The following is a 19,159-nucleotide window of genomic DNA, read 5'->3' on the forward strand; positions in this document are numbered from 1 at the left end:
GAGTATTCCAACATGACTATCGTAAAAAAACTCGCTATCGTAATCAGTATCTTCGCCCTTGCACTGATTAGCGTCGGTGGCTTTGGACTTCAATCACTTAGCCAGTCAAAAGACCGCCTGGAATATGTGATGGTGAATACCTTACCCAGCCTCGATAATCTCGTGAGATCGAATAACACATTAAATGATGCCCGCAACGCGCTGGCACTTATCTTTCTAACCAGAGATGAGCAACAACGTACTACCTTAAAACGCGCACTCGATGAGTCGCTCGCCAAAGTTGAAAAACTGAATGCCATTTACAAGAAGGATTTGATTTCAGATCCCAAAGATTTACAGATGGCGAATGATAATCTGCAATACCTGAATGATTTCCGTGCCGCGAAAGATAAGCTGTTTCAGCAAGCGCAATCCGACACGCAGGCAGCAGAAAAAGCGTTCTCCTCCCAGGGCTATGTCACTCTGGCCCAGGAAAAACTGGTGAAAGGGTTCCAGGACCAGTACGACTATAATGTCACGCTGGCTGGCGGACTGCAGGAGCAAAACAATACCAGTTTCAAGCAAGCGTTTTTTGGGCTGATTGGCTTGATTGTGGTGGCATTGCTCGTTGCTGGCACCTTCTCCACGGTGATCATCAGTTACGTGCGTAGCAGCCTCAATGCCTTACGCCAGACACTGATTACCGTCAGCGAAAACCTGGACCTGACTTTACATGCCGATGCCAGCAAAAATGACGAAATTGGCCAGACATCAAGCGCGTTCAATAATCTGATTCAACGTTTTGCGATGGTATTGTCCGACGTTCGTTCTGCCAGCGAGAGTGTGTCAACGGCATCCGGTGAGATCGCTGCTGCCAATGAAGACCTCTCAGCACGTACAGAAGAGCAGGCCTCTTCTCTGGCACAGACCGCCGCCAGCATGCATGAGATTTCATCCACGATCGAAAGTAACGTCGACAATACCGCACAAGCCAATAAACTGGGTCAGCAGGCCAGTGTTGCGGTTCAGCACGGTGACGAAGCGGTACAACGTATGGTACATGCGATGGAAGAGATCGCCAATGGCTCCGCCAAAGTGGCCGATATCACCAACCTGATTGAAGGCATCGCGTTCCAGACCAATATTCTAGCACTGAATGCCGCGGTAGAAGCCGCTCGGGCAGGTGAACATGGCCGGGGCTTTGCAGTGGTTGCGGGTGAAGTACGCACACTGTCACAACGCTCTTCGTCCGCCGCCAAAGAGATCAAGAGCCTGATCGACAGTGCCATTACCGCGGTGAAACACGGTGCGGTGCAGGCCGATGAGGTCCGCGACGCTATCAGCAATGTGAAAGGCGTGATTCAAAACGTGTCTAACCTGGTCAACGAAGTATCGCTGGCCTCCGAAGAACAGAGCCGCGGTATCTCCCAGATCAATACCGCCATTAACCAGATGGAAGGCGTCACACAGCAGAATGCCGCCATGGTGGAACAAGCCTCCTCGGCCGCAGACTCACTGAACGAACAGGCAACCAAATTGCGTCAGTCGGTCGAAGTTTTCAAACTCGAAGCGGGCTCTCACTTTACTGACTCGCACACCATGAGTGGTGCCAGCCACCTGCGTCTGAGCCACCGCTAAGTCATCAACAGGTATAGCGATAAAAAAGGGTTGCGAGAGCAACCCTTTTTACATGGATGTTAACCCGGTATCAGGAATAGGCCACCAGCGTCCGCTGACACAACTCCGAACGCACACAATCCTCTTTACCAAAGGTTACGATGCTGACCATATCGTCTTCCGTAAACCGCTCCAGCGCATCCCGCAGACCGGATTTTACACCGGCAGGCAAGTCACACTGGGTAATATCGCCATTAACAATCACCGTCACGTTCTCACCCAGGCGCGTCAGGAACATCTTCATCTGATTGACGGTAACGTTCTGGGCCTCATCCAGGATCACCACGGCATTTTCGAACGTACGCCCACGCATGTAAGCAAACGGTGAAATTTCCACTTTAGCAATTTCCGGTCGCAGACAATACTGCAAGAAGGAAGAGCCAAGTCGACGTTGCAACACGTCATAGACAGGGCGAAAATACGGCGCGAACTTCTCCGCAATGTCGCCCGGCAGGAAGCCAAGATCTTCTTCAGCCTGCAAGACTGGCCGTGTCACGATAATGCGTTCAACCTCTTTATGAAGCAGTGCTTCAGCCGCTTTGGCCGCACTGAGAAACGTTTTGCCACAACCCGCCTCGCCGGTGGCAAAGATTAACTGTTTATTTTCTATTGCAGACAAGTAGTGTTCCTGCGCCGGGTTTCGGGCCTCAATGACTGAGGTGTCACGGCTCTCACGCGCCATACCGATAGCTTCAATGCCGCCCAACTGAACCAGAGAAGTGACCGAATCTTCTTCACGCTGACGATAGCCGCGCGATTCACGTCTGATAACACGTTTGGCTTCACGACGCGCTTTGATCACTGCTTTTTGTCTTCCCATAGTGGCACCTTACAGTTTGTTTCACTGACCGAACGATCTGAGATCGACGGTGTTTTGTTCACAAATGAGGTTTGGCTTCCTTATTAAGCCGTAGCGTTGGAAATGACGAAAGCCAATGCATAACCGACACCGTTCCCCCTGCGGAGAGTCGAGTTCAACATTGGCATAGATGAATGGAGCGGAAATCGCTCTATGGGGATTATCGCAACAACCGGGAGACAGTGAAAAAACGGAGCGGGAGAGAGAACCTCCGCCTCGGTAAGGCGGCAGAAACGGGCGAATTTGCTGACTATTCCGTCCAGGGAAGGACTCTACCATTCGCACTCCTCACTGTGACAATAACTATTCGGATGAATAATGATTGACCGCATCAGGCATCCGACATCTGGGATGAAATTACCGTCCGTAGATGTCATTACGATGACAGTGCTATATGTTGCCCCGTCATGGCAAGTATTTTTGCATAGCCATAACATAAAACTCTATATTGCGCCCACTCTGGGTCAGGCCAGTTGTACCCAAAATAATTCGAGTTGCAGGGCAACACGCCGGCAACTTCAAGCGTGACGGGTATATATTGGATTAGTCACACGGGATTCGTGCAAGGGAGATATCCTCCGCCAACTGACGGAGGAATCCAGGGGTTAGTAGTGTTTCTGCCAGTGCAGGTATTGGTCGTACTTGCGCAGGGCACTGCGGTATGTGTTTTGCTCGATATCAGGTAAATAATCGCAGACACGCTGCTGAATATTACCGTCTGAGGTGAAACTTTCCTGTGGATAATTTTTCGCCAACAGTAGTTCATCCAGACGTCGTAAGCGAATGACATATTCACGCATAGTGCTGTGTCGCACTTCTGTCTGCTCTATCAAATACTGCGTAAACGCTTTGATATCGAAATAATTGGCGTGCGTATTGCAGGAGACCTCGCTGCAAAAACGGCATAGCGGGACAAGTTCTTCCTGCACAGACTCCCAGATCGTGTTGTCAATCAGTCTATCCATCATGGCAATCGACTTCTTGTTGATCAGCTGATCACGAAATACCAGCGACACACGATCCAATTCTTTGGCGCAATGCGCGCAGTGTGTTTGTCTGTGCTTGAAGTCCTTTAAATAACGGCTAAGAAGCTGCTTCTTCCTGGTTGATTGAGGCATGAGTCCATTCCTGACTGTAGGGTGGTACAACTACATGTCTGTGTGCTCCAAATTAAACGTCACTCATTAATTTTGCACGCAGACGCTTTATCGCCTGGCTATGCAACTGACTAACGCGCGACTCGCCCACCTCAAGAACCGCACCGATTTCCTTCAGGTTCAGTTCTTCCTGGTAGTAGAGAGTCAACACCATTTTTTCGCGCTCTGGCAGGTTTTCAATCGCGTCCATCACCCGTTGACGTAGATTTACGTCCATCAACAGGTTTAATGGATTGGCATCCTCATTCCCTTCCAGTAACGCCTCAGCGCTATCCCCATGCTCTTCCCGCCACTCATCGTAAGAAAACAACTGGCTATTGTTGGTATCCAGCAGAATCTGACGATATTCCTCTAACGAGATGTTCAGGGTTTGGGCCACTTCCTGTTCGGTTGGAGCCCGGCCGAGTGACTGTTCAGCCTGCTGCATTGCCTGCGCCACTTCCCGGGCGTTACGCCTGACACTACGCGGCGCCCAGTCCCGGCTGCGCAACTCATCCAGCATCGCGCCACGAATACGTTGCACGGCATAGGTAGTAAATGCCGTACCTTGCAACGAATCATAACGCTCTACGGCACTGAGCAGCCCAATGCCCCCTGCCTGCAGGAGATCATCAAGCTCAACGCTCGCCGGAAGACGAACCTGCAACCGCAAGGCTTCATGGCGCACCAACGGAACATAGCGCTTCCATAATGAATTTTTATCCATTGTGCCTTCAGCGGTATACAGTTCGCTCACAGTGATAAATACCTATAAAATTAAGGTGCTCAACATCATTATGCGTTTAGCATACGATGACAATCGGAAGAATAGGTGCAGAAAAAAGGCTTTTTTCAGATATGCTGCCAGATTCCCATTTCTGAAAATTGTAGCGGCTATAGCGCAAAGTGGATACCTGTCCCACCAGGAAAGGCACATTTTTTGCGATATTGATGTGCGGTTACTGACTGATAATGAAAGAAACTATTAACACAATAATTGTCATGATGAAGAAAGTAAACTGAGCCAATCAGTCATCGAAATAGAATCAGCTTACTCAACAATAAATTACCGCCCAAAAACAGAATTGTAAATTAAGACGACCCAAGTAACAGGCCATCTTATCAACCAAATTAACAATTACGATTTTTTATATTTTTCAGAAAGATAATGTTTGTATGTCGAATAAGGAGTATCCCCATTCTTAATGGTGGTTACTGCCCAGATAAAAGCACCTTCTTTGTGATTCACGTCAAAAGCGAACGATGTATCAATTCGTACAATACGGGCTGATACATCCACACCATCCAACACAGCAGACAGCGCCACTTGATCCAAAAACCAAGCAGCGTTATCCTTCGCTAAATTGTGCCATATAAAAAGAGCAACTTTTTTGATAAAACGTCTGGACTGTTCACTGCCGCTGAGATAAACAAATCCAGCGATTGCTTTTTCCCAAAATGGTGCACCAGTACTTTTCGTTAGTGCTATATCTGCTGACGATAGAAGTGCTTCAACAGACTGCCAATTATTTTTTATCAGAGAGTCTGCATCAACAATCAACACCGGCCCTTTAAATATTGGTAATAAATAGTTTGCAGCCGTAAATCGTCTGCAGGCATAGTGTACGTTAATACCAAATGCACGACCAACAGGCTCATTTGTGCAAGAAATATTCAGCTCAGGGAATTGTGTACATTTACTATTAATGTCTTCAATTGTTGCATCATCAATATCATAGATATGGAGATGTACATTAAGATTTTCTCGATTAGTCTCATAAAGAGAAAAAATCAAATATGATGCATGCTGCTGATAATACTTAACATCACAGGCGATCAACACTGTAGGCTTATCATTATCGACCCGTCTATTCAGTAACCACTGATAATGATCGTAAGGAATGTCCTCTTTTTTAGATATCAGTGAATTAAAATCAATAAATGAATCAGGATAACCACCATTCTTGAATATTGTTGTCACTATCATCAACAACGTTAATGGATCTTCTCCAATCATGTAAGAATTAGCAGTCATTTTTTTTGCTAGTAACATCGCATAATCATAATTCTCTTCGAGAACACACGTAAGCAGTAATATTTTAAATATAATCGGTACATCTTCCAAGGCATCTAAGTTATCTTCAATCAATGCTATAGCGTGCTCTATCGCACCAATACGAAATAACATCTGAATAGAGATAACTAAATATTCAAGACTGGGTTCCAGATCAATAGCATCACTCAAATAGCCAATAATGCCATCCACATATTCTGCCGGTAGTTTTACTTGCTGGCCATTCCATTTACCATCCAACGCAAGGTTAGATAAAGCAATAGCGTTTAATAAGAATTTTAATGCTCTATCTTGTTTTTCTGGCAACTTGCTCTGACTATTTTCTAATTTTTTATTTAAAGAGAAAATATCACAACTTTTTTTAAAAAGAACATCATAGATAATATCTTTTGGTAAATCACCAATATCACCAATTTTTAGATCCAGACTAAATATATCTCGATAGTATTGGTGAGTTGACTTAACGTTAGAGTAATTTGACATTAACAACCTCTTATTGATATTTATCATGACTGGTGAAAATGGGAGGGTGACCGAAGTAGAATCTTTTAAAATATATTTTGATTAACTCTAAATCAGGAAATCCCCCATTAAACATATTTACTAGATTGTGAGTATATACTACGCGTCATAGCGTACACTAAGTCATAGCCATCCCATTTCATGGAGAAATTCAGCGTTTCCCCAATTGGTACAATTCTGTCAATACCAGGCGGTTTGTACTTCAAGATAAAATCATGTATAACTTTATTACTGACTCCAAGTACAGAAAGTGTTTGACACCGCTCACTACATACAGGGTATATCTCAGAAATATCACTAGCTAAATACTCCATAAAGTAGCCACAATTTCCTGAATACTCCATTGTTGTAGCCTTCAGAGAATTTAATTCAACTCTGAAAACTGTATTGTTACCATCAGCATTTTTCTTAACTCCTTCGTTTTCTGCACAAAGCCTATAGAAGTCAGCTAATTTTTTAACGGCAGCGACATCACTGAGCTCATATTTTTCATTAGCCAGTTTTGTAAACTTCTCCCAAAATAGATTCCTTGCGGCATCTTTATCTTTACCAAGCCACACAACCAATCCAGGAGAAGTACATGCATTCTGGTCTGAAAGTAAAGTGTCATTGTAAAAATCGATAGCAACCTTCTCTTTATTGTTATTTTTCAAATAAGAATCAGCATCAATAACACAAATAGAGTATCGATCGGAAAAAACAATATCAATACATCTAGGAGGCGTTGGAGAATTGCGAAGCATTTCAATTGTCAAATCACCACCCCATATTAATCTAGTTCGACATATTGACGAGAAATAATCATTAATCTGTTTCTCTCGAGGATAGCGAAGAAGAATAATGTAAGGTGCTAAGTCTGGAAAACTCTCTAATGCTCGATTAATTTCATTACAAAACAAATCAATCTGTGGAAATAGTTTTGACGGGACCCTCACGATATTTGCATTACCCGTCATTAACCCAGCAAGCAGTGAATATGCAAAATTTAATGCGACATTTGACGGGGCTATATGAAATGCGATACCACGCCCCAGCCGAGAATCTAACGTAGGATACTCTTTTTCTTTTATATTGATGATAGATGCCTTTCTGCACCAGAAAGCCAAAGTAATTATGTCAGGATATCTTTTTGCATTAGGGTTTTTAAATATAAGCTTCGACAGGCAATCCAAAAAATCAATAACCCTGTTTTCAAATGCAGTCAAAGGACTGATGTCTGGTAGCAGTTCAAGAAACGTCTCATTACCTACTAATATAGTTATATTATCAAAATTGTGATGCATAGGTATCACTACATCCTCTGAGTTCAGCATTTTGGAGCCTACCTAATACTTTGAAGTATTTGCCTAATCGCCCACAAGGACAATTATCTTCACCCAAAATAACACCGACATCCTCGGTTAATAATGAATGTCCAGGGTATGATTCTGGTAGCAGGGATAAAACCTGAATAATACCAGGGAAACCATTAGGGAGAACTGAGAAATCTTTAGGATTTCGAATTATAATATCAGAGAAAGAGCTTGCATGAAGATGCCCATGCTCACACTCCATATATATGCATCCAGTCTGTTCAACCATACCATAATAGTCAACTATTTGGTTAATATCGAAAGTCCCTTTCAAAAGAGAGCAGAAGTCAGATTGAGAGACAGCTTCCGATTGTAGTTTTTTCCATCCACCACCATGAATAAGCACAGCATTTGAAAGATCTATTTTTATATTTTTCTCTTTGACAACTTTATAAAAGTGCTGCCATACCATAAAAGTAAACCCAAATAGTAATATTTTTTTATCTTTATGCTTGGATAAAAAACGCTCAATAGCATCAACATCAATATTCATTGCATCATCAAGGCAAAAAATTTTATCTGATGCAAAAATAGAGAAACCCAGAATCCCTGCACCGCGTGCAGAAAAGAGATTTCTATCCTTCATGACGGTCGGCGTGTCTATAATCATTAACGGAAGGCGTGAAGCACCAGTAAAGTCACTCACTATTTTGACAAATGCCCGTTGCTGATTGGAGGCGGTAATCTTATCTAAAAAAATTTTTGAAACCTGCTGTCCTGTTGTGCCGGATGATGTCATTGTTTTTATAACTTCGTTTTCATCAACACTGCATAAATCAAGATTTTTAAAAAGAGATACCGGCAAAAATGGGAAGTCAGCAACATCGTTTACATTATCAGCATTGAAATAAATGCCATCTAGCATATTTTTATATGCTTTGCATGATTTAATGTGGTGTGCGGTCAAGTAACTCAGTCTGTTTATAAAAATCTCTTTTTTTTGATTCTTATCTAGCGAATATGGTGGAATTGAAAATATATCATCATATTTAATCATCGTTGCAGTCCAACTTTGAATATAATATTTTCCCGGCTTCATTTTTAGGTATTTCAGGAATAACCTTAATACTGAACGCAGTATGATTTATCTTCATACTGCTTGATAACATTTTTTTTATTGCATCAATGTGCTCTGGCTCAGTGACAAAAACATTCACTTTATCATCAATACCATTGCATGCGCATTCAGTGCCAGGAAATTTCTCTTTTATCAACCCTTCTATATCGTCCAGGTTTATTCTATTCCCGAATAATTTTAAGAATCTCGTTTTCCTTCCAACAATATAATAATAACCGTCATCGTCTCTACGGGCTATATCACCTGTTTCAAGTCGGTTATTTCTCTCATTTCCCTTAACGAGATCAAGACGAGACTGTGCATAACCTAAAGTCACATTATCACCAAGGTATACTAATTCCCCAATCTCATTATTTTCAGTAATCTCAATGCCATTAGTGTCAATAATAGAGAACTGACCACCAGGAATACTGATGCCTATACTACCAATTTTTTCCAAAGAAACGTCTGGTGGGAGATATCCCATCCGCGACGTGGCCTCAGCTGCACCGTACATGACAAAAAATTGCTTTCCATTTTTTTTGGCATACTCAGCAAAATCTTTATGTAGCTCATGTGATAATTTGCCACCAGCCTGAGTCATCGTTTTCAAATATGGTAACTCCATATTTAAAAATCTTATCTTTTTTAGCATTTCATATGTATAGGGAACACCAGAAAAGGATGATGCCTGATATTCTTTGACAAACTCCCAAAAGTCCTTCTGCATTAGTCCTTTGGTTGTTAATAAAAGTGTAGCTCCATTTAACAAATGACTATTGATAATAGATAGACCATATACATAGTACATGGGTAAATTTACCAAGGCTCTCTCGGTCTTATCAATATTCAGATAACTCGATATGCTAGAAGCGTTACTTATTATATTCGTATAACTCTGCCTAACGAGCTTTGGGCTCCCTGTCGAACCAGATGTGGTTATAAGCAATGCTAATTCATCATGAATTTCGTAATTACGAAAACCAGTCTCAACCAGTTCATAATTATATAATCTAAAGACAACCCTATAGTTATCATTCCATTCAGAAACCGGCCGCCAAAGATAATAAGGCTGATATATATCAATCAGATTATCCAAGAATTTAGATTCGATATTTTTATTAAATAAAAGAGGAACAACTTGATTTGATAAAAAAGCAGTATAGCCAAATAGGCTACCGATCGAATTCTCGGTAAAGCAAAAAACTAATGTCCTTTTTTTTATTTTCCCTGAAAAAGCATTTATATTACAGACTAATTCACCATAAGATAACTCATTGCAATTCTCATCAACTGCAACAAGGCTTTGAACTGGATGCTTTTCTATATTAAGAAACATAATTAATCACTTATGTTTTTTTTGATTTTCATTACAATATCAGTCACTGTTAATCCACTCACTGACAACAAGTAATCATAATCGCCTGCATGTGGATATCCTTGAGGGATACCTATAATCAGTTGTCTTGGTCGATTTTCCTTATCTGCTAAATACTCAGCAACAGCACTACCCAATCCGCCAATAGTGCTATGCTCCTCAATTGTAACAATTAATTTCTTATCAGAAATATCATCTAAAGCTTTATAATCCAGAGGCTTAATAGTATGCATATTGATAACAGAACATTTAATTCCTTCATGTTCTAATATATCTGCTGCTTTCAGTGATGGATAAACCATACTCCCTGTTGCTACAATGCATATATCGCCTCCATCCTTTAGTTTGATAGCTCTACCTATTGATAATTCATAGTCAGAATTATATACAACAGGTGCTCTCATATTTCCGGTGAGCCGAATGTATACTGGTCCTTGGTGGAGCAACGCAGCTTCTGTCATTTTGGCTGTTTCGGTGCAATCTGCGGGAGAGAGTATAGTAATATTTGATATTGCTCTTAGAACAGCAATATCCTCTATTCCATGATGTGTCGCACCAAACATCCCGGTAGCGATACCACTAGCTAATCCAACTATTTTTACATTTTCATTCATATATCCTAAATTATGACGGACTTGTTCACCTGCTCGCATGGTTAGGAAATTCGCAAAAGATGTTGCAAATGGAATAAATCCGCCAGCGGCCAGACCTGATGCAACGCCGATCATATTTTGTTCAGCAATTCCAGCATTAAAAAAACGCTCGGGGTACGCACTGTTAAAACGATCTAACCCTGATGATTTACATAAATCAGCTGATAATGCTACCAGATTGTCATACTGATGAGCCAACTCTAAAAGTACGACACCAAATGTCCCCCTTGACCCCAGCATCGACCATGAGCGGATATTTGATGGTTTTATTTCTAACATTTCGCCCCCTCATCTAACTCAGCCAAAGCATCTATATATTGCTGCTTAGATAGCTTATTTCGATGAAACTCTTTGTTATTTTCCATGAAAGAAACACCCCTTCCTTTTATGGTATTAGCTATAATAACTTTGGGTTTCTTATTATTAGACACATCGAATGCTTTTATGAGATCGCTAATGTTATTGCCATCACACTCAACAACACACCAGCCACATGCACGCCATACAGAGGATAGACTAATATTCATTATGTCTCTGGTAAAACCATCAGACTGTAATCCATTATTGTCTACAATAACAGTCAATGAATCTAAGCGTTGCTGCGCAGCGAAAAATGCACCCTCCCAAATTGCACCTTCATTACACTCACCATCACCAACAAGAATATAGGTATGCCAGGGCTGTTTTTTTAATCGATAACTTAGCGCCAGACCGATACCAAATGATAGCCCCTGAGCCAAGCTCCCACTAGAAAAATCAATTCCTAGTTCAGGACATTTTGTTGGATGAACTTGTAGAATAGAGCCATTTACTTCGAAGGTATCAAGAACATCCTGGCTAATTATACCAAACTCTCTCAACGCAGCATAAAGCCCCAACGCTGCATGTCCCTTACTTAAAATAAATGTATCTCGGTTTTTATTTATTATATCTTCAGGGTTGTAACGTAATTTTGAACCATAAACCACAGAGAGTATATCGGCTATTGATAAAGCGGGAGATATATGAACACCATCACTGGGTGCATTATAAGCGACTTGTAATATACTTTTTCGTATATTGCGTGCAGAGTCAAACAATGCAGCCATGTCATTCACAATGTTAATCCTCCATCAACGCGGATGACCTGACCTGTAATATAGGTCGATAAATCCGATGCAAGGAAGACTGCCGTATCAGCAATTTCTTCAGGCTTACCAACCCGAAGGATTTTCGTATTTTTTATAGCCTCTTCAAGGACAGATGCAGGTAATGTCTCCAACATCTCTGTATCTGTAACTCCGGGTGCTATACTATTCGCTCGTATTCCATACTCACCTAATTCAGCGGCTATCGACTTAGTCATAGCGATGACTGCTGCCTTAGAAGCACCATAAGCTGATTTACCAGGATTCCCATCTTCCCCAGCTGTCGAAGAAATATTGATAATACTTCCTGTTTTCTGTCTGACCATAAGCTTGGAAATATATTGAGTAAAAAGAAAGACAGAAAAAAAATTCACCTCAAACTGTCTTCTTAAAATATCTTCCGTAGTCATTTGAAATAATGAATTTAACGTAATCCCAGCATTATTTACTAGCGCATGAATGGTTTTTTTTTCTGCCATCAATTTTTTAATCGCCGCTTTCATGCCGATACTGTCAGTCATATCAAAATAAAGTGGCCATATTTCAACCTGATATTTAGATGCTATGGATTGAATGTACGACACAAAATCTGGGGTTTCCTGTCGCGCGTGTGCATATATATTCGCTCCATTGGCAGCGAATGCCTCGACCATCGACTTCCCCATACCACGTCGAGTGCCAGTGATGAGAACATTCTTCCCCTTTAATAACATATAAAAACCCCACTTATTATCCAATACCGCCATCAATACGTATTACTTGCCCAGTAATATAGCTTGATGAATCTGATGCAAGGTAGAGAATGGTGTTAGCAACTTCTTGCGGCAAACCAATCCGACCTAGTTCGCATCGGCCTAGTTGACGATCAAGCGCTTCCTTTGGCAGATTTTCTGTCATCGGTGTTTTAATGACGCCCGGAGCAACAGCATTGACTCTTATACCGTGTGGCCCTAATTCGGCAGCTAACGTTTTTGTACCTGCAATCATTGCTGCTTTTGATGCAGAATAAGCAAACTGCCCAAGATTACCATCAATAGCCGATATACTTGAAACATTTATAACACTTCCTCTTTTCTCTCTTAACATTAGTTTTGTTATATATTGTGTAAAATAAACCTGAGAGAAAAAATTAATAGAAAATGTATTTTGTAACTGTTCCAAGCTCATCATGTGAAAATACGCATCAATATTAGCGCCAGCTATGTTAGCTAATATATCTATCGTTCTTTTTTCTTTCTGTATAAGACGTGCAGCCTGCTTGATTTCCTCATAATTCATTAAATCAAAATAAACAGGAATAATTTCAACTTTATATTCCTCTTTAAGATTTTCTATATGGGTGAGAAATTTTTCATCAGCGTACTGACAACAAGCAAAAACATTTGCACCCGCAGCAGCGAATGCATCTAATGTTGCCAAGCCAATTCCTTGCAGACAGCCTGTAACTACAGCAGTTTTTCCTGATAGCAGCATGGAACACTCCTAAATAACTACATCATATTTACTTAAGATCTCCTTTCCTTTTTCATACGAGGAGAAGTCAATGATATCTTCAGTATCCATCATAATATCGAAAGTCTCTTCCAGAGAAGAAATCATGGACATATGCCCAACAGAATCCCAAGATGCTGTATCTTGATATTTATATCCCGGTAATATCTCTTCAGAAACTTCGAATGTTTGAACAAAAACCTGATTGTATTTCTCTAAATTAGTCATTAGTAATCTCTTCAATAAAAATATTAATAGCACTATATGTTACAATTGCTCTATTATATAGCTTCTTTTAACTCGCTTCACTGAATAGCTAGTTAAAAATTTTTTTGCTTTCATTTTTCCGCAATACTCTAGCAGGATTACCTAGCGCGATAACCTCTGCAGGAATATCTCCAAACACAGCCGAGCTCATTCCAATTATACTCATATCGCCAATCGATGTTTTTTCCTTAACAATAGCCCCCATCCCTAAAAACACTTGTTCGCCGATCCTACATCCACCAGCAAGACTGACATATGTTGATACTATTGAGTGATCACCAATATAAGAATCATGCCCAATACTAGAGTTGGGTTGAAAGAAAACATTCTTTCCTATTTTTATATCACAGGATATATAAACTCCCATATTAATCACGCATCCATTATTTATTGTTGTACACTCTGGCACAGTAACTGATGGATGTATCAATATCGCTAATGGAATTCCATGTGACTCTATCTTATCCGCAAGACGTGCACGTAAACTTGGTTCACCGACAGCAATCACAACTTCAACATTGCTAACAACTTGATTCTTAACTAGCGACTCACATGATACTACAGGGTGACCTTTATGTGTTCTATCAAAATTAAAATCATCGATGAAAAATATCTCACTCCATCTCGAATGAACAGAGTTAATATATTTGGCAAGAAGCAATACCTCTCTACCCAATCCACCAGAACCATATATTCCAAGTTTCATATCCACTCCTGTCATATATGCTTTCTTATAATTTCTTTAATAGCGAGAATAACCCGCTCCTGCTCTTCTAATGATAAGCCAGGATAAATAGGCAAGCATAATACTCGGCTAGATATATCAGTTGCTATTGGAAGGTTTCCACTACCAGCACTATCTAATCCTCGATACATCGGAAAAGAACTAATTAAAGGAAAAAAATATCTTCTGGAGTAGATATTATTTTCTTTTAGTTCATTATAAATGATATCACGCAGGCTATACGGGCACTCTTCAAGAAAAATAGGAAAATATGCATAATTCCAGCGAATGTCATCTACATTTTTAATCATGCGGATTTGAGGTATACCAGCAAACGCATTCACGTATTTATCATAGATTACCATCCGGGCATCAAGTGCATCATCAATATATTTCAACTGAAGCAAGCCATATGCAGCTTGCACTTCATTCATCTTGGAGTTTATTCCTGCAGCAACTACCGTAGTTTCATCAGCAAAACCAAAATTCTTCAAATAATCAATTCGTTGTTTCATTTTCTTATCGTGGCAGATTATTGCTCCACCTTCGATTGTATTGAAAACTTTTGTCGCATGAAAACTGAGTATAGATAAATCACCGTAGTTCAGAATACTTGTATTTTGTTTTTTTACACCAAACGCATGTGCGGCATCATAAATAACTTTTATCCCATAAGCATCAGCAATCTTTTGAATTGCATCAACATTACATGGAACGCCATAACAATGAACAGGTAATATAGCTGATGTCAGCGGGGTAATTGCAGCCTCTATTTTTCCTGGATCGAGGTTACAATTAACAGGATCGATATCAACAAATACTGGCTTTAATCCATTCCATAATAGGGAATGAGATGTTGCCACAAACGAATAAGGAGTTGTAATAACCTCCCCTGATATCCTTAATGCCTGAAGAGCTGTTAATAAGGCAAGCGTACCATTGCCAAATAAGCTGAGATATTTCACGCCTAAATAGGCAGCTAATTCTTGCTCTAGCATTTCATGGAACGGTCCACTATTTGTAATATATTGATTTTCCCATATCTTCTCAAGGTAGGGCATCAACTCCGCCAGCGGTGGAAGCAGCGGTCTTGTAACAAAAATATTATTTTTCATACACCCCCTTGTTACAATTCTTGGCGTTTTTTGCTTATTACAAAGCTACCGCCCTTGGCTAAAGCTACCAATGTGCTCTTTACATAAATCTAACTATACCCGTCATTTTTCAGGTTGCTGGTGTGTCGATGATGTTAACTCACCACATCACTTGCCTGAGTGAACTCATTACAATTCACTCTCTTGCACCTTCCTGCAACCTGAATATTTTGGATATATATCCGCTAACTATATTCTATTTACCAACAAAGAAAGTGGATGGTTTATCACCTTTACAGTAAATACCCCATACTTTTCTCAGCATTTTTTCAAAAAATATTGATGGCTTTACGTTACCGACTGTAGCACTTGTTATCTTAGTACGCATATTCTTACGAACATCAGCAAGGCGTGTATAATTCTGGCTAAATTTAATCGCTTTCACCTTATACTCCTCGCGAGAATGGGCTACGAAGTCGTCTAAATCAAGGCCATCAATCGCTACAGCTCCCTGAAAAGTTACCAATGTCTCCCCTACCATCGTCAGCGTCGGAACACCCATCCATAGCGCATGGTTTGTTGTTGTCCCACCAGTGTATGGGAACGTATCGAGCAAAAGATCCACCTCATGATGGCTATGAAGATATGCACTCATGCCAGTTTTCAGACGGAAAATAAGCCTACTCTCATCCACACCCCAGTTACCCATCTTTTGAGTAATCGTATCAATCAGTTCTTTCCCAGGCATATAGCCAAGTAATAATTTAGAATCAGGAATTGCACACAAAATCTCTGCCCATAGTTCTAACATGCTATCATTAATTTTTTGTGGGCGATTAAATGAACCGAAAGTTATGTAACCATTTGATAAAGCTGGCAATTCATTAACATCAGGACTTTGCTCAGCAGGTTCAAATATTCTCAGAAATGGCATGAAAATTAATTTTTCCACAAACTGATCCTGCAAATAGTCAGGGAGTGGTGTGTTAGCATTCATTAAATAATAATCAATTGCTGACATTCCCGTAGTTCCAGGATAACCAATCCAACTCATTTGTATTGGGGCTGGTTTCATAGCAAGAACGGGTAGTCTGTTGTATGCGGTATGTCCTGCTAGATCAATCAATATATCAATCTTGTCATCATTGATTAATTTTGCCAGTTCCATATCACCCATTTTATCAACATCATACCATCCGGCCGTACGCTGCTTTAATTTCTCAGACCGTTCATCACAACGCTGATAACAAGAGTATGCATAAATGGAAAACGCCTCTTGATCTATCGAATTCCATATCGGCGCTATAAAATTTGTCACCGGGTGGTTACCAAGATCACCGGAAATAAAGCCTATACGCAATGGACGATCAAAATCTTTGTTCATCGGATAGATGAACTGACAATGATAACGTGCCACAGCTTCTTCCACACGCTGGCCGAACATGAGGTGCTCTTTAAACAACTCTTGCGGAGTTATACTGATATCATGTGATAAACCCAACAGCAAATTACTATGCAAGTGAAAGGCATTTGGCATCAGTTCAAGAGTTTTTCGATGATAAAAAATCGCATCCTCTCGCCCCAAATGATGGCAGATCATGCCCATATGGCTAATAAAATTTGGGTTTTCTGGTTCGATTTGTAATGCCCTTTCCACACAAACAAGAGCAGAATCAAAGTTATTAGTAATGTTCAGCAACACTGCCAAGGTATCCCATGCCAGTCCTTTTTGCTCATCGCAACGCAGAACCTTTCTGATCAAAGATATACCTCGGTGTAATTCGTTCTTTCTCCAGAAGCATATCGACAAATCAATATAAAAATCCCACTCAAAAGGCATTAATGCGATCGCCCGGGTAATGACATTTAAAGCGCCGTCAAAATCTCCAGTACGGACATGCGTATTCACAAAGGGGTACCAGACCCACAAGTTATCGGGGTAAGTATTGATAATCTCTTCAGTCTTTTCCCTTGCCTCAGCAAAATTCCCTAACGCAGTGAGGCGATCAACCTCTTCATATACTTTACGGCTTAATGGGTTTTTATCCTGTAACTTTTTCTTTTTATATGCTACCGATTTTTCTGGTTCAATAACTTTTTCCGCATTCGCATCGCTGATATACATCGCCAGAGTCTGGATATAAGCAGCCACCTGAGAGACATCTGTATTTACAATCGCATTCTTCAAATTATCTCGCCATGCACGTGGTGCTCCCCATACGACACCTTTATTACGCAACCCCCATAGTCGACTATAATATGAGCTATTTTTGCTGATAGTCGGCGAGGATAACTGTTGTAGAAACAATCTTTCGTCACTATCAAGTGAAACTGTCTCATGCCAGAAATTGAACGCTAAATCTGTTGTAGCAAGACCCGGTAGCCCACTGAGACTCTTATGACGGCAATCACGATAAGTGCATTTACCTATCCGAACATAAAGACCACTGATTCCTTTTAAAAATAGTTTTTTTAGTGTATCCAGTACATCTTGCCGGTAATTGTCTGTTTCTTTTTCTGGTAACTGACTGTTAAAGACCAATTGCTCTAAATTCAGGCTGGCTGGCCAGGCTTCTCCCAACGCATCGAGAATCGCCAGCACTACTGCATTTTCAGTACTGATGGTTTCGCCGGTACTGGAAGTGTGAGCATTCAGCGTATTTCTTCCCTCATCAGCAATGATTCGCTGAAAATTCCCAGCCCAATGAAGGTCCGCTAATTTATCCAGATCAGGTGCTGGTAAAATATCTTTAGCCCGTTCTTGTGGGATCAACATACTGAATCGTTGCGAACGGTTAACAGCGAAATCCAGATATTGCTGGCGTAAATAGACAGTATTTTCGGGGCAAATAGTCTCATGCAAATGCGAAACCTGATCGCCATAATGCTCCGCCAGCTCGGTGTATGCACGAACATCACCTAAATAGGCAAAACCTGCCTGAGTAATTTGTGAATAGAAATCAACAAAGTAGCAAGGCTGATTTAGCCCTTGCAGATAGTGCAACGCGAAGTCTACATCAGACTGTTTTTCAGCTTGTTCAATGAATGATTTCAGTGCAGCATTCTGAGGATTATCCGGCGCAGTTCCCAAAGACATGTAGGTCAGCATAGCTCGAGCACTGGCCTTCGCCGTCGCCTCATCGTTAGCAAGTCCGCTATGGAGTTGAATGGCATCTCGCAGAATTTCGCCGCTCTTCCATCCTGGATAAGTATTGTAGCAATAACAAACAATCCCTTCAGGCGTTAGATGATCATGACAGAATCTCAGTAATGCATCCCGAGTTTCACCTCCAATGAGACTAAACAAACCGTGGATAATGATGTAATCAAATGACCCAGGATCGCAGGCCAGCAACGACTCAAGGTCCAATGCAAATAACGCAATGTTGTCCAACTCAAGTTGCTTGATCAGTGCATTACCTTTGCCAATTTTATCCGCATCCAGATCAACCCCAACAGCCTGTGCCTGTGGATTAGCCAGTGCAAAAGGTAACAAATTGCCACCATCTTTACACCCGATCTCAAGTACACGCGCCCTTTCCGGTGCAACGGACTCAACGCCGTAAAGATGCGCCATAGCTTGCAAATGGAAAGGTGCAGTATGGGGGATGGGAGATGACATCGAACTCAGTGGTGTTTTACCAGCATCGTCATCCAAGTCGGTCTTATTAGCTAAAGGTTGTGTATCTGGCATGGTCACAAGACATTTCCTTTAATACTTTATGCAGAGATAAAATTACTTTCAGTATATAAGAAGACCTATTTCACC

General features: G+C 41.0%; 16 protein-coding genes. 1 reads left to right on the top strand and 15 read right to left on the bottom strand.

The features are described 5' to 3' along the window. Positions 1-12 precede the first annotated feature (12 nt). Entirely contained in the window at positions 13-1,617 is a 1,605-nt protein-coding gene (locus FAZ14_RS02150) for a methyl-accepting chemotaxis protein (protein ID WP_153507973.1), read from the top strand. Positions 1,618-1,687: 70 nt separating this feature from the next. Here the strand turns inward: FAZ14_RS02150 and phoH are convergent, their stop codons facing one another. From phoH to FAZ14_RS02225, 15 genes are all read right to left on the bottom strand, one after another. Continuing rightward, a complete protein-coding gene (gene phoH, locus FAZ14_RS02155; protein WP_153507974.1) occupies positions 1,688-2,476 on the bottom strand; it encodes a phosphate starvation-inducible protein PhoH in 789 nt (262 codons plus the stop codon). Positions 2,477-3,120: 644 nt separating this feature from the next. Continuing rightward, positions 3,121-3,633: a flagella biosynthesis regulatory protein FliZ gene (gene fliZ, locus FAZ14_RS02160; protein ID WP_016940876.1), complete on the bottom strand. Its 513-nt coding sequence runs from the start codon at positions 3,631-3,633 to the stop codon at positions 3,121-3,123. Positions 3,634-3,685: 52 nt separating this feature from the next. Beyond that, on the bottom strand, positions 3,686-4,408 hold the full coding sequence (locus FAZ14_RS02165; RefSeq protein WP_012884247.1) for an RNA polymerase sigma factor FliA: 723 nt from the start codon (positions 4,406-4,408) through the stop codon (positions 3,686-3,688). A 381-nt stretch (positions 4,409-4,789) separates the two neighbouring features. Continuing rightward, complete coding sequence (locus FAZ14_RS02170; RefSeq protein WP_033581369.1) at positions 4,790-6,208, bottom strand: hypothetical protein; 1,419 nt, start codon at positions 6,206-6,208, stop codon at positions 4,790-4,792. A 107-nt stretch (positions 6,209-6,315) separates the two neighbouring features. Further along, a complete protein-coding gene (locus tag FAZ14_RS02175; RefSeq protein WP_420890227.1) occupies positions 6,316-7,560 on the bottom strand; it encodes an acyl-CoA reductase in 1,245 nt (414 codons plus the stop codon). Further along, positions 7,514-8,596, bottom strand: coding sequence for a LuxE/PaaK family acyltransferase (locus FAZ14_RS02180; RefSeq protein WP_016940879.1), 1,083 nt, complete (start codon positions 8,594-8,596; stop codon positions 7,514-7,516). Before FAZ14_RS02180 ends, FAZ14_RS02175 begins: the two co-directional genes overlap by 47 nt. After that, a complete protein-coding gene (locus FAZ14_RS02185; protein WP_016940880.1) occupies positions 8,589-9,995 on the bottom strand; it encodes an AMP-binding protein in 1,407 nt (468 codons plus the stop codon). Before FAZ14_RS02185 ends, FAZ14_RS02180 begins: the two co-directional genes overlap by 8 nt. 2 nt (positions 9,996-9,997) lie before the next feature. Beyond that, positions 9,998-10,966 (bottom strand): transketolase family protein, encoded by a 969-nt coding sequence (locus FAZ14_RS02190; RefSeq protein ID WP_016940881.1) that lies wholly within the window; start codon positions 10,964-10,966, stop codon positions 9,998-10,000. After that, a complete protein-coding gene (locus FAZ14_RS02195) occupies positions 10,960-11,784 on the bottom strand; it encodes a transketolase (RefSeq protein ID WP_016940882.1) in 825 nt (274 codons plus the stop codon). The genes FAZ14_RS02190 and FAZ14_RS02195 overlap by 7 nt, the downstream gene beginning before the upstream one ends. Next, positions 11,781-12,527 (bottom strand): SDR family NAD(P)-dependent oxidoreductase, encoded by a 747-nt coding sequence (locus tag FAZ14_RS02200; protein WP_029456284.1) that lies wholly within the window; start codon positions 12,525-12,527, stop codon positions 11,781-11,783. Before FAZ14_RS02200 ends, FAZ14_RS02195 begins: the two co-directional genes overlap by 4 nt. Before the next feature lie 16 nt (positions 12,528-12,543). Next, the gene (locus tag FAZ14_RS02205) at positions 12,544-13,287 is read right to left on the bottom strand and encodes an SDR family NAD(P)-dependent oxidoreductase (protein WP_016940884.1); all 744 of its coding nucleotides are present in this window, start codon (positions 13,285-13,287) and stop codon (positions 12,544-12,546) included. Between the two features lie 9 nt (positions 13,288-13,296). After that, a complete protein-coding gene (locus FAZ14_RS02210; RefSeq protein WP_016940885.1) occupies positions 13,297-13,533 on the bottom strand; it encodes a hypothetical protein in 237 nt (78 codons plus the stop codon). Positions 13,534-13,621: 88 nt separating this feature from the next. Next, positions 13,622-14,278 carry a NeuD/PglB/VioB family sugar acetyltransferase gene (locus FAZ14_RS02215; protein WP_016940886.1) on the bottom strand — a complete coding sequence of 219 codons (657 nt, stop codon included), beginning with the start codon at positions 14,276-14,278 and terminating at the stop codon, positions 13,622-13,624. Between the two features lie 11 nt (positions 14,279-14,289). Next, the gene (locus tag FAZ14_RS02220) at positions 14,290-15,411 is read right to left on the bottom strand and encodes a DegT/DnrJ/EryC1/StrS family aminotransferase (protein ID WP_016940887.1); all 1,122 of its coding nucleotides are present in this window, start codon (positions 15,409-15,411) and stop codon (positions 14,290-14,292) included. A 235-nt stretch (positions 15,412-15,646) separates the two neighbouring features. Continuing rightward, positions 15,647-19,084 carry an O-linked N-acetylglucosamine transferase family protein gene (locus tag FAZ14_RS02225; protein ID WP_050567067.1) on the bottom strand — a complete coding sequence of 1,146 codons (3,438 nt, stop codon included), beginning with the start codon at positions 19,082-19,084 and terminating at the stop codon, positions 15,647-15,649. Positions 19,085-19,159 lie beyond the last annotated feature (75 nt).

Origin of the sequence: Dickeya oryzae, from assembly GCF_009372235.1 — a bacterium.
GTDB lineage: Bacteria > Pseudomonadota > Gammaproteobacteria > Enterobacterales > Enterobacteriaceae > Dickeya > Dickeya oryzae.

Coding starts and splice junctions, on each gene's coding strand:
- FAZ14_RS02185 (WP_016940880.1), bottom strand. CDS start 9,995: ATGTTTCTTAATATAGAAAAGCATCCAGTTCAAAGCCTTGTTGCAGTT.
- FAZ14_RS02170 (WP_033581369.1), bottom strand. CDS start 6,208: ATGTCAAATTACTCTAACGTTAAGTCAACTCACCAATACTATCGAGAT.
- FAZ14_RS02200 (WP_029456284.1), bottom strand. CDS start 12,527: ATGTTATTAAAGGGGAAGAATGTTCTCATCACTGGCACTCGACGTGGT.
- FAZ14_RS02175 (WP_420890227.1), bottom strand. CDS start 7,560: ATGCTGAACTCAGAGGATGTAGTGATACCTATGCATCACAATTTTGAT.
- FAZ14_RS02215 (WP_016940886.1), bottom strand. CDS start 14,278: ATGAAACTTGGAATATATGGTTCTGGTGGATTGGGTAGAGAGGTATTG.
- FAZ14_RS02180 (WP_016940879.1), bottom strand. CDS start 8,596: ATGATTAAATATGATGATATATTTTCAATTCCACCATATTCGCTAGAT.
- FAZ14_RS02225 (WP_050567067.1), bottom strand. CDS start 19,084: ATGCCAGATACACAACCTTTAGCTAATAAGACCGACTTGGATGACGAT.
- phoH (WP_153507974.1), bottom strand. CDS start 2,476: ATGGGAAGACAAAAAGCAGTGATCAAAGCGCGTCGTGAAGCCAAACGT.
- FAZ14_RS02190 (WP_016940881.1), bottom strand. CDS start 10,966: ATGTTAGAAATAAAACCATCAAATATCCGCTCATGGTCGATGCTGGGG.
- FAZ14_RS02150 (WP_153507973.1), top strand. CDS start 13: ATGACTATCGTAAAAAAACTCGCTATCGTAATCAGTATCTTCGCCCTT.
- FAZ14_RS02205 (WP_016940884.1), bottom strand. CDS start 13,287: ATGCTGCTATCAGGAAAAACTGCTGTAGTTACAGGCTGTCTGCAAGGA.
- FAZ14_RS02210 (WP_016940885.1), bottom strand. CDS start 13,533: ATGACTAATTTAGAGAAATACAATCAGGTTTTTGTTCAAACATTCGAA.
- fliZ (WP_016940876.1), bottom strand. CDS start 3,633: ATGCCTCAATCAACCAGGAAGAAGCAGCTTCTTAGCCGTTATTTAAAG.
- FAZ14_RS02220 (WP_016940887.1), bottom strand. CDS start 15,411: ATGAAAAATAATATTTTTGTTACAAGACCGCTGCTTCCACCGCTGGCG.